Genomic DNA, 10,738 nt, shown 5'->3' on the forward strand with positions numbered 1-10,738 from the left:
CCACGCCGTAGCCGGGGTGACTCGTTGTGGTGACCTCCCCCGCACGGGTCAGGCCTCCGACTCCTCCGACAGCGAGCCGAAATCGAGGTTCACCCAGGGGCTCCCCGGGTCCTGAAGGAGCTGGTGGTGGACCCGCACGGCCGCCGGGTACCACTCGCCGAACTCGTCGTCCTCGGAGTGCAGCACCCGGCCCATGACGTAGCCCGCCGACAGGTCGGCCCATGACTGGTGGTAGCGGCGCGCCAGCGAGCCGGCTTCGAGCACCATCAGCTCGGCGGTCAGCGCGTCGCAGTACCCGGCCGCCAGGCCCCAGCGGGCGATGTTGACCGCGCGGCCGACGTCCCACGACAACGCCGTCGTGACGAACCCGTCCGCGTCGACCAGGCCGTCGGCGCGGAACCGCTGTTCGTAGCGGGAGACCCGGCGGACGGTGTGGCGCAGCTCGTCGGCCTGGTCCTCGGCGTCGTTCTCCGCACACCAGCGGTCGACGAGCTCCGCCCAGGTCAGCGGGTCGAACTCACCACCGGTCAGGCCGAACTCGGCGGCGAACCGCAGGCGCAGCATGAGCACGAGGTTGCCCGGCGTCAGCGCGTAGCCGTCGCCGATCAGGTCAGCCATGGTGGCGCGCCAGCCGGGCGGGTCGGGCACACCCCACCAGTCCCGCAGGCCCCGGACCTCGGCGACGAAGTCGTGGTAGCGGGCGCCGAGGGTGTTCCACGGCGCCGCGTTGAGCACCGCCAGGTGCGCGCCGCACGCGAGCGCGTGCGCGATCGGCCCTTCGAGGTGCCCGTACGGCGCGGTGATCAGCCGTTCGACCTGCTCTTCCAGCGGCGTCACGTCGTCGAGGTGCGCGTCGAGCCACGGCTGCAGCGTCGCGCCCGGCAGCCGCCACTCGCCCCGTGTGCCGCGGTTGAACACGACCCGCTCGTGCCGCCCGACCCCGTCGACCGCCCAGTCCAGCGCGCCGCTCATCGCCACCACGTCCGGGCCGAGGTCGGGCAGCGCGCCGCGGGTGAAGACCTGCAGGAACTCGTCACCGCCGGTCTCGAAGTAGACGTTCGGGAAGGTCTCCGCACGCTCGTCGAGGATGCTCACGGCGTCCACCCGCCGGATCGGGACGAACAGCTCCTCCCCGGCGAGCAGGCCGAGGTAGCGGTCGAGGTCGCCGTCCCGCCGCGCGGCGGCGAGCTGGGCCTCGAGGTCGGCGGGCGGCGGCAGGATCACGGGGCGGCTCCCTCCGCTCGGCCGGTCAGCACGACGAGCTTGCCCGCCGTCCGGTTGTGCTCCAGGTCGTCGTGCGCCTGCCGGATCTCCGCCATCGAGTACACCTTCGCCGGGCCGAGGCTCGCTTCGCCGGCGGCGATCCGGTCGAGGTGACGCTGGAGGACGGAGGCGGGCAGGTCGTCCGCCTCACCACCATAAGCGGTCAACCGCACCCCGGCGGGAAGGTATCCGATCGGATAGAAGTTCGAGATCGTCCACTGATTGGACAACATGCCCGTGAAGCACACGGTGCCGTGCACACGGGTGGCTTTCAGGGTGTCGGGCAGGGTCGGGGTGCCGACCAGTTCGAGGGCCGCGTCGACGCCGTCCGGGAGGATCTTCCGGACCTGCTTCGCGACGTCGCCGTCGTCGAGGAGAGGGTGGTCGACGCCGTGTTCGGCCAGCGTGTCCAAGCGATCCGCCTGCCGGGTGGTGGCGAAGACCGTGGCGCCGAGGTCTTTCGCCAGCGCCGCCGTGGCGAAGCCGAGCGCTGAGGTTCCGCCGCGGATCAGCAGCGTCTGGCCCGCACGCAGGTCGAGGCCGGTGGTGAGCGAGCCGTACGCGGTCTGCAGCGTCTCCGGGACCTGCCCGATGACCTCCCAGGGCAGCTCGGAGCGAAACGGGATGACCTGCTTCTTCGGGACCACCGTGTATTCGGCGTAACCGCCGTCGAAGGTGCGGCCCATCCCGCCCATCATCGTGGCGACCTGCTGCCCGGGCGTGAGCTCCCCGTCCGGGTCCGCGTCGACCACGCCGACGGCCTCGATGCCGGGCACCCGCGGGAACGTGACGCCGTCGGCCAGGCCGAGGCGGGTGTGCAGCTCGGACCGGTTGAGGCCGAACGCCTTCACCGCGATCCGCACCCAGCCGGGCTTCACCTCCGGCAGCGGGAGGTCCGTCAGCTCGAGGTTCTCGACGGGACCGGGTTCTCGGAGTACCACCGCGCGCATCCTGAGTCCTTTCTTCGCAAGCGAACAGTCCGCACAACAACTGTCCGCGCGAGTACTATTCCCGGAGTGAGCTTGTCCCGAGACCACGACGCGGCCTGGCGGGGCTTCCTGCGCTCGTCGGCGCTGCTGCTGCGGGTGCTCGACGCGGAGCTGCGGGCCGAGCACGGCATGTCGCACCGCACGTACGACGCGCTGGTCCAGCTGTCCGAGGCGCCCGGGCGGCGGCTGCACATGAAGGACCTGGCCGCGGCGCTGGTGCACAGCCCGAGCGGCTTGACGCGGATCGTGGACGGGTTGGAAAAGTCGGGCTACGCGCGGCGCGAACCGGACCCGGCGAACCGGCGGTCGACGCTGGTCGTGCTCACCGCGGAAGGTCTTGCGGCGCTGGAGAAGGCGTGGCCCACGCACGTGCGAGGGGTGCAGCGGTACTTCGCCGACCAGCTGAGCCGCGAGGACGCGCGGATGCTCGCGGAGGTGTTCGGGCGGATCACCGCGGACCTGGACGAAGGCGACCGTCCGGAGTCCTGAGCCAGGAGTTCTCCCCGTCGTTGAAGGTCACCGAGATCGCCAGTTCCATGGCGGCGGTGAACTCGGCGAGCGCCGCCTGTTCGATCGTCGCGTTGCGGCTGCCGATGGCCGCGGTCACCTGCTTGTACTTCTTCCACTCGGGCGGCGTGAGCAGGTCGGAGTCGAACGCCGAGGTCTCCGGCGGCGGAGGAAGAGCTTCGAGTTCGACGTCGGCCAGTGCCCGCGCCCGAACGGCGTCGGCCAGCCCTTCCGTCACGTCCGGCAGCACTCGCGGCTCCTCGGCGGGCGGCACCGTGCCCGCGGTGTGGACAAAGGCCTCGTCGCCGTCCAGCGTGAACCGGAGGACAACGTTGTACATCGGTGTCGGCGCGCCGTTGCGGAAGAAGACCTCAGGCCGGGCCGCGCGGTCCGAACCGAGCCACACCGCGAACCTCGAGGCCCGGTCCTGCCGGGCGGCCTCTTCCAGGCGTCTCAGCTGCTCCGACTGCGTCCGGTTGGTCGCGACGGTCGCCCGCACCGCGATCGCGGCGGCGATCAGCGCGAGCAGGGCGATGACCGCGGAGCCCAGGCTGAACCACACGGACAGCCAGTCCGTGATCTTCGGTTCGTCGGCGAGCTGGGACACGTCTCACCTTCGCGGCTACTTCTTCTTGGCCCGCTTGCGTTTCGGCTCGAAGTCGGCCTTGTCCTTTTCCGCCGTCGCGAGGAGCTCCTCGGCGTGGGCGCGGCCCGTCTCGTTGTCCATGCCGGCAAGCATCCGGGCCAGCTCGCTGACCCGGTCGGCCTGGCTCAGGTTCTTCACGCCACTGCGCGTGACACCGCCGCTGTGCCCCTTGTCCACCACCAGGTGCTGGTCGGCGAACGCGGCGACCTGCGGCAGGTGCGTGACCACCAGGACCTGGTGGGTCCGCGCCAGCCGGGCCAGCCGGCGGCCGATCTCGATCGCCGCGCGGCCGCCGACCCCGGCGTCGACCTCGTCGAACACCAGCGTCTGCACCGTGTCCGCGTGCGCGAGGACCACCTCGATCGCCAGCATCACCCGCGACAGCTCACCGCCGGACGCGGCCTTGTGCACCGGCAGCGGGGGCGCGCCGTCGTGCGCGCGCAGCAGCAGCTCGACGTCGTCGACGCCGTCCGCGCCGGCGTGCACCGCGCGGCCGTCGAGAACCAGCGCGTGGGTGTCGCCGTGCTCGGCCGGGCGCTGCTCGACCGTCACCTCGATCGCGGCCTGGCCCATCGCCAGCCCGGACAGCTCCCGCGTGATCTCCGCCGCCAGCTCGGCCGCGGCCTTTTCCCGGGCCGCCGAAACCTCGACGGCGTGCGCGGCCAGCTGCACCGCGAGCTGGTCGCGCCGCATGGCCAGCTCCGCCAGCGCCTCTTCCGAAGTGTCCATGGATTCCAGGCGGCGCCGGGCGTCGTCGGCCCAGGCAAGCACACCCTCGACGTCCGCCGCATACTTGCGGGTCAGCCGCTTGAGGTCACCCTGGCGCGCCAGGACCTTCTCCAGCAACGCCGGGTCGGCGTCCAGCGTCTCGACGTAACTGCCGAGCTCAGCCCCGACATCGGCCAACAGCACCGACGCCTCCTCCAGCCGCGGCGCCAGCTCGCGCAGCACGGCGTCTTCGGACGTCGAGAGCCGCCGCAGCGCCTCAGAAACCAGGCCGGCCGCGCTCGGGACGTCCGGGTCGCCGTCCAGCGAACCCGACACTGCGACGTGCGCTTCGGTCGCGGTAGCGCGCAACTCGTCGACCGCTGCGAGCCGCTTGATCTGGGCGGTGAGCTCGACGTCCTCGCCCGGTTCCGGCGCGACGGCGTCGATCTCGGTGAGCCCGTGCTTGAGCAGGTCGGCCTGCTGGGCCAGCTCCCGCGAGCGGGTCGAGCGCTCGGTCAGCTCGGCGATCACCGCCAGCCACTCGGAGCGGATCTCCTGGTACGCGCGCAACGGCTTCGCGACCGAGTCGCCGGCGAACCGGTCGATGACCGCGCGCTGCTCGGCGGGCCGCAGCAGCCGCAGCTGGTCGTTCTGCCCGTGCACCGCGATCAGCTGTTCGGACAGCTCCGCGAGCACGCCGACCGGCACGGACCGGCCGCCCAGGTGGGCCCGGGACCGCCCGTCGACGGCGACCGCGCGCAGCGCGATCACGCTGCCGTCTTCGTCCACGTCCGCACCCGAATCGGTGACGATCCGTTCGGCGCCTTCGACGCCCGAGTAGGTGAACCGTCCTTCCACGAACGCCTTGAGCATCCCCGTCCGGACCTTGGACACCTCGGCCCGGCCCCCGGACAGCAGGTGCAGCCCGGTGACGACCATGGTCTTTCCCGCACCCGTCTCACCGGTGACAACGGTGAAGCCCGCGTGCAGTTCCAGCAGGGCGTCCTCGATGACTCCGAGGCCCTGGATGCGCATCTCGGCCAGCACGCCGCCTACCGTAGCGGCCCCCACCGACACTCTGCGCGCGCGGGACCCCGGCGAGTCGCCGATATGTTCGAACGAATCGGCGAGCGGTCTCTACTCGCAGGGGCGCGCGTGCCGCTCGCGCCAGCTCTTCACCGGGAGCGAGAACTTCTGCACCAGCCGGTCGGTGAACGGGCCGTCCCACAGCCGGACCAGCCGGACGGGGGTCTTGCCGCACGTCACGCGCACGCGGGCGCCCGGCGGCAGCTCGATGAGCCGGCCGCCGTCGCAGGTCAGGACGGCGGACGAGCCGTCGGGGTCGATCCCGACGGTGATCACCGAGTTCCGCGAGACGACCAGCGGCCGCGCGAACATCGCGTGCGCGTTGCTCGGCACCACCAGCAGCGCCTGGACGTCCGGCCAGATGATCGGGCCGCCCGCCGAAAACGCGTACGCCGTCGAACCGGTCGGTGTGGCGCACAGCACACCGTCGCAGCCGAAGGCGGACACCGGCCGGCCGTCGACCTCGATCAGCGCGTCCAAGACCCGCTCGCGCGTGCTCTTCTCGACGCTGGCTTCGTTGAGCGCCCAGGTGCGGGCGAGCTCGGTGCCGCCGTCGGTGACCGTGACGTCGATGGTCATCCGCTCTTCGACCTGGTAGTCGCCGTCGACGACCCGCTGCACGGTGTCGGCCAGCGCGTCCGAGTCGGCCTCGGCGAGGAAGCCGACACGGCCGAGGTTCACGCCGAGCACCGGCACCCCGGCCGGGCGGGCCAGCTCGGCCGCGCGCAGCAGGGTGCCGTCACCGCCGAGGACGAAGACCAGCTCGACGCCCGCGGCGGGGTTCTCGTCCGGGCCCACGACGGTGCAGGTCGCGCCGACCCCGTGCTCGTCGGGGTTGATCAGCGCGCAGACGTCCTCCTCGATCACCCGGATCCGGATGCCGGCCTTGGCGAAGCGCGCCGAGACCTCGCGTGCGGCCTCACCCGTCGCTTCACGATCGGGGTGCACCATGAGGAGAACTTCACGTTCGGTGGTCATGCGGGCCCTTCCTCGACGGCGGTTCGGACGAGCCGCTCGGCCTCAGACCTGTCTACCGCGTCCACAGTGGACTCGGCCACGTGTTCTTTCTTCAGCCAGACGAAGTACTCGACGTTCCCGGACGGCCCGGGCAGCGGGCTGGCGGTCACCCCGCGCAGCGCGAGCCCCAGTTTTGCGGCCTCGTCGAGAACACCGAGCACGGATTCGGCACGCAGCTCGGGGTCGCGCACGACACCCCCGCTGCCGAGGCGGTCCTTGCCCACCTCGAACTGCGGTTTCACCATCGGCACCAGGTCGGCGCCTTCGCGTGCGCAGGCGGCGAGCGCGGGCAGCACGATCTTGAGCGAGATGAACGAGAGGTCGCCGACGACGAGGTCGACCTGACCGCCGAGGTCTTCGGGAGTCAGGTTGCGAACATTGGTGCGGTCCATGACCACTACACGTTCGTCGGTGCGGATCCGCCAGTCGAGCAGCCCGCGGCCGACGTCGGCGGCGAGCACGGTCGCGGCGCCGTTCCTCAGCAGGACGTCGGTGAAGCCGCCGGTGGACGCGCCGGCGTCGAGGCAGCGCTTGCCCTCGACGCTCAGGCCGGTGAACGCTTCGAGCGCGCCGAGCAGCTTGTGCGCGCCGCGCGAGGCCCAGCCGGGGTCGTCCTCGTCCTTCACGACGATCGGCGCGCCGGACTCCACGCCGGTGGCGGGTTTGGTCGCCACCATGCCGCGCACGGTGACCTTGCCGCCGGTGATCAGGGCCGACGCTTGCTCGCGCGACCGCGCGAGGCCGCGCCGAACCAGTTCCGCGTCGAGGCGGGCCCGCTTGGGCACGCCGGTCAGACCTTGTCGATGCTGGACAGGGCGACCGTCAGCTCGGTGTGCACGGCCTCGAAGCGCTCGACGTGCTCACCGAGCGGCAACGCGTCCAGGTCGTCCAGGCCGGCGACGGCTTCTTCGATGCCGGCCCGCGGGTCGGTCTGCTGCGAGAACGAACCGGGCGGGGGGCCCGGGACGGGGTACGGGTGATCCTGCACGTCACAAACGGTATCAGTCAGGACAGGCCGAGCCGCGCCTCGGCGGCTCCGGCGACCTTCGTGACGCCGGACTCCCAGGCCACGTGGCACAGGGCACGCAGCAGGTCCAGGTCGTCACCCTCACCGTCCGCGACGAGCGCGTCGTTTTCCACGCGGACCGTCCAGCCGGGACGGGGCCCGATCTTCAGGTCTTCGGCCGCTTCGGTGAGCGCGGTGAGGTCCGCCGCGAGGTAGGTGCCGCGCTCGGCCGGGATGGCTTCGATCAGCTGTTTCGGCGTCGCGACCCCGGAGAGCACAACGAGGGAGTCGATGCCCGCGGCGACCGCGCCGGCGATGTCGGTGTCCAGCCGGTCACCGACCACGAGTGGATGCTCCGCACCGGCCGACTTCGCCGCCGTCTCGAACAGCAGTGGCTCCGGCTTCCCGGCGACCAGCGGTTCGACGTCGGTGGCGGTGCGCAGCGCGGCGACCATCGAGCCGTTGCCGGGCAGCAGGCCACGCTCGCTGGGGAGCGTGGCGTCGACGTTGCACGCCACCCACAGCGCACCCGCGCGGATGGCCAGGCAGGCTTCGGCCAGCGCGGCCCAGGTGTTGTCGGGCGAGTGCCCCTGCACGACCGCCTTGACGCCGTCGCCGTTCTCCCGCACCGGCTTCAGCCCGGCTCCGGCGACCTCGGCAGCCAGCGACCCGGTGCCGATGACGAGGACCTCGGCGCCGGGCTCGAGCCGCTCCTTCAGCAGCACGACCCCGGCCTGGGCGCTGGTGTGCACCTCACCGGCCTCGGCGGGCATGCCGAGCTCGGTGAGGTGGTCGACGACCTCAGCCGGCGCCTTGGACGCGTTGTTCGTCACGAAGCGCACCGGTGTGCCGTGCTCGCGGGCCGCGTGGACGGTCTCCGGGGCGCCCGGGATCACCCGGGCGCCGTGGTAGACGGTGCCGTCGAGGTCGAACAGGACCGCGTCGTAGGCCGCGAGCAGGGCATCACTCATCGGTGGCTTCGGTGTCCTTCTCCTCGGCGGCCTTCTCTGCGTCCTGCTCGACGGCCTTCGGCTCGGCGACCTTCTCGGTGGTCTCCGGCTCCGCGGCCTTCGGCTCCGCGACCTTCGCTTCGGCTGCCTTCTCCGCGGCCTTCTCGGCGTCCGCCGGCCCGTTCGCCAGCTCGGCGGCGCGCTCGGCCGCGTCGGTCTCGTCCTCGGCGTCGGCCTCGGCCGAGTTGAGGAACCACCGGACGGCCTCGTCCTCGCGCCCGGCGGCGGCGAGGTTGTCGGCGTAGGCGTAGAAGAGGCGCGCACTCCACGGGTCGCGCTTCTCCGCCTTGAGGTCGGCACCCTGCAGCGAAACGACGGCGGCGTCGAGCTGCCCGAGATCCCGCCGCGCACCGGCGGCGACGATCGCGAGCTCGACCTGAGTGGCCTTCGCCAGCTTCGCCGTGTCAGCTTCCTTCGCGAGGTCGAGAGCCCGCTCGGGCCGGCCCAGCGCCCGCTCGGCGTCGGCGATGATGGCGATGTGGTCGTCGCTGCGGGTCATCCGGCGGACGGCCCGCAGTTCCGAGAGCGCCTCCGACCAGTTGCCGGCGTGGTAGGCGACCAGGCCCAGCGCCTCGCGCACGATCGGGACACGGGAGGCCTTGGCCTTCGCGTACTTGGCGTGCTCGAGCGCGGCTTCGGGGTCGCTGTCCATCAGGCCACCGGCCGCGACCAGGTGCTTCCCGACGGTCTCCGCGAGCCCCTTCGGCAGCGTCCGCAGCTCGCGGCGGACCTCTTCGTCGAGGTCCGAGTACTCGATGTCCTCGGGCAGCTCGGGCGCTTCGAGGAGCTCCTTGGCGAGGGCCTCGTCGTCGAGCGGGCCACCGACCCGGGGCCGCGGGTCACGACGCGGCCGGTCGTCCCGACGGTCCTTGCGGTCGTAGTCCCGAGCCGCGGGGCGGCTGTCACTCGAGGTGCTGTCGCGCTTGTCCGAGTCGCGGTAGCCGCTGCTGGAACGCTCACCCTGGTTGTCGCGGCTGTCGTCACGGCGCTTGAAGCTGCTGGAGTCGTCACGACGGGCGGGACGCCGGTCGTCGTCACGCTTGAAGCCACCGGTACGGGGACCACGGTCGTCGTCACGCTTGTAACCGCCGGTGCGGGGGCCACGGTCGTCATCGCGGCGCTGGTAGCTGCCACGCGAGTCGTTCCCACCGCGGTTGCGGTCGTCATCACGCTTGAAGCCGCCCGTGCGGGGGCCACGGTCATCGTCACGGCGCTGGTAGCCGCCACGCGAGTCGCTTCCGCCACGGTTGCGGTCGTCATCACGCTTGTAACCGCCGGTACGGGGACGGTCATCGTCGCGACGCTGGTAGCTGCCACGAGAATCGCTTCCGCCACGGTTGCGGTCGTCATCACGCTTGAAGCCGCCGGTACGGGGACCACGATCGTCGTCGCGACGCTGGTAGCTGCCACGCGAGTCGCTTCCGCCACGGTTACGTTCGTCCGAACGGAATCCACCGCGGTCATTCCGCGAGTCATTTCCGCCACGATTACGGTCATCCGAGCGATAACCGCCGCGGGAGTCACTTCCGCTGCGCCCGCGATCGTCCGAACGGAAACTGCCGCGGTCACCCCGCGAGTCATTTCCGCCGCGATTGCGGTCGTCCGAACGGTAACCGCCGCGGTCGTTCCGCGAGTCACTTCCGGCGCGGCCACGGTCGTCCGACCGGGAGCCACCGGTGCGAGCACCACGGTCGTCGTCGCGGCGCTGGTAGCCGCCGCGGTCGTCCGAGCGGAAACCACCCGAACGAGTGCCGCCGCGGTCGTCGTCGCGACGGCCGGAGCCGCTGCGGTCCTCCCAGCGCGGCTTGCGGTCGCCGTACGACGACTTGCCCTGGGGGCGGCCGCCACCGGGCCGGCCGCCGCGGTCGTCGTTACCGCGGCCCGAGCTCTCGGGCCGGCCACCGGAACGGGCGCCGCGGTCCTCGTAACGGCCACCGCCGGAGCGGGCGGGCCCGTCGGAGTACCGGCTGCTGCCACCACCCGATCGGCCGCCGGAGTCACGGCCGGCGTACCCACCGCCGCTGCGGCGGTCATCGGACTTACCACCGCTGTCACGGCTCTGACCTGCGTATCCGCCGCGCTGGTCGCGAGGACCGTCGGCACCGCGGAAGGGCTTGCCGCCACCGCGGACCCCGCGGTCGTCACGGCGAGGGCGGCCCTGGTACCCACCGTCGCGGCCGCCGCGGTCCTGCCGGCCGCCGCCGGCACCTCGTCGGTCTCCCCCGGGTCCGTCCGACCGGCCCCGGGAGCCTTCGTCCCGGCGTGCCGACCGGCCGGACCCATCATCGCTTGAGTCTCGTCGACCGAACTCGGACACCTGGCCTCCTGCCATGGAAAAAATCTTGTTCTGGACATACGCGTACGGCCCGCTAGGGCAGCCAACTGGCTATCCTAACGGGCCGTACGGAAGGTAAGTTCGGCGGTGTCCTACTCTCCCACAACCCTTCGGTTGCAGTACCATCGGCGCTATCAGGCTTAGCTTCCGGGTTCGGAATGGGACCGGGCG

11 protein-coding genes and 1 rRNA gene are annotated in these 10,738 nt (G+C 71.8%); 2 read left to right on the plus strand and 10 right to left on the minus strand.

Annotation, left to right across the window (positions count from 1 at the left end):
- Positions 1-48: 48 nt before the first annotated feature.
- Together ACIA5G_RS35590 and ACIA5G_RS35595 are read right to left on the minus strand one after the other, a co-directional pair.
- Complete coding sequence (locus ACIA5G_RS35590) at positions 49-1,224, minus strand: DUF1266 domain-containing protein (protein WP_395931310.1); 1,176 nt, start codon at positions 1,222-1,224, stop codon at positions 49-51.
- Entirely contained in the window at positions 1,221-2,213 is a 993-nt protein-coding gene (locus tag ACIA5G_RS35595) for a zinc-binding alcohol dehydrogenase family protein (RefSeq protein ID WP_395931312.1), read from the minus strand. Before ACIA5G_RS35595 ends, ACIA5G_RS35590 begins: the two co-directional genes overlap by 4 nt.
- 66 nt (positions 2,214-2,279) lie before the next feature.
- Between ACIA5G_RS35595 and ACIA5G_RS35600 the strand changes: the two genes are divergently transcribed.
- Positions 2,280-2,741: a MarR family winged helix-turn-helix transcriptional regulator gene (locus ACIA5G_RS35600; protein ID WP_395931314.1), complete on the plus strand. Its 462-nt coding sequence runs from the start codon at positions 2,280-2,282 to the stop codon at positions 2,739-2,741.
- Here the strand turns inward: ACIA5G_RS35600 and ACIA5G_RS35605 are convergent.
- The 7 genes from ACIA5G_RS35605 to ACIA5G_RS35635 all read right to left on the minus strand — a co-directional run bounded on the left by ACIA5G_RS35605 (position 2,701) and on the right by ACIA5G_RS35635 (position 8,884).
- On the minus strand, positions 2,701-3,366 hold the full coding sequence (locus tag ACIA5G_RS35605; RefSeq protein WP_395931316.1) for a hypothetical protein: 666 nt from the start codon (positions 3,364-3,366) through the stop codon (positions 2,701-2,703). The two genes, ACIA5G_RS35600 and ACIA5G_RS35605, sit on opposite strands and share 41 nt — an antisense overlap.
- Before the next feature lie 15 nt (positions 3,367-3,381).
- Positions 3,382-5,160 (minus strand): DNA repair protein RecN, encoded by a 1,779-nt coding sequence (gene recN, locus ACIA5G_RS35610; RefSeq protein ID WP_395931318.1) that lies wholly within the window; start codon positions 5,158-5,160, stop codon positions 3,382-3,384.
- Positions 5,161-5,250: 90 nt separating this feature from the next.
- Complete coding sequence (locus tag ACIA5G_RS35615) at positions 5,251-6,177, minus strand: NAD kinase (RefSeq protein WP_395931320.1); 927 nt, start codon at positions 6,175-6,177, stop codon at positions 5,251-5,253.
- Positions 6,174-7,001, minus strand: a complete 828-nt coding sequence (locus ACIA5G_RS35620; protein ID WP_395931322.1) for a TlyA family RNA methyltransferase — start codon at positions 6,999-7,001, stop codon at positions 6,174-6,176. Before ACIA5G_RS35620 ends, ACIA5G_RS35615 begins: the two co-directional genes overlap by 4 nt.
- 5 nt (positions 7,002-7,006) lie before the next feature.
- The gene (locus tag ACIA5G_RS35625; protein WP_395931324.1) at positions 7,007-7,204 is read right to left on the minus strand and encodes a hypothetical protein; all 198 of its coding nucleotides are present in this window, start codon (positions 7,202-7,204) and stop codon (positions 7,007-7,009) included.
- 17 nt (positions 7,205-7,221) lie between these two features.
- Positions 7,222-8,193 carry an HAD-IIA family hydrolase gene (locus tag ACIA5G_RS35630; RefSeq protein ID WP_395931326.1) on the minus strand — a complete coding sequence of 324 codons (972 nt, stop codon included), beginning with the start codon at positions 8,191-8,193 and terminating at the stop codon, positions 7,222-7,224.
- The gene (locus ACIA5G_RS35635) at positions 8,186-8,884 is read right to left on the minus strand and encodes a hypothetical protein (RefSeq protein WP_395931328.1); all 699 of its coding nucleotides are present in this window, start codon (positions 8,882-8,884) and stop codon (positions 8,186-8,188) included. The genes ACIA5G_RS35630 and ACIA5G_RS35635 overlap by 8 nt, the downstream gene beginning before the upstream one ends.
- Here ACIA5G_RS35635 and ACIA5G_RS35640 point away from each other — a divergent pair.
- Positions 8,852-10,525: a hypothetical protein gene (locus ACIA5G_RS35640; protein WP_395931330.1), complete on the plus strand. Its 1,674-nt coding sequence runs from the start codon at positions 8,852-8,854 to the stop codon at positions 10,523-10,525. The two genes, ACIA5G_RS35635 and ACIA5G_RS35640, sit on opposite strands and share 33 nt — an antisense overlap.
- A 121-nt stretch (positions 10,526-10,646) precedes the next feature.
- Here the strand turns inward: ACIA5G_RS35640 and rrf are convergent.
- Positions 10,647-10,738, minus strand: a 5S ribosomal RNA gene (rrf, locus tag ACIA5G_RS35645); the annotation flags it as partial.

The sequence above is a fragment of the Amycolatopsis sp. NPDC051758 genome (genome assembly GCF_044453095.1).
In the GTDB taxonomy this organism is placed as follows: Bacteria; Actinomycetota; Actinomycetes; order Mycobacteriales; family Pseudonocardiaceae; genus Amycolatopsis.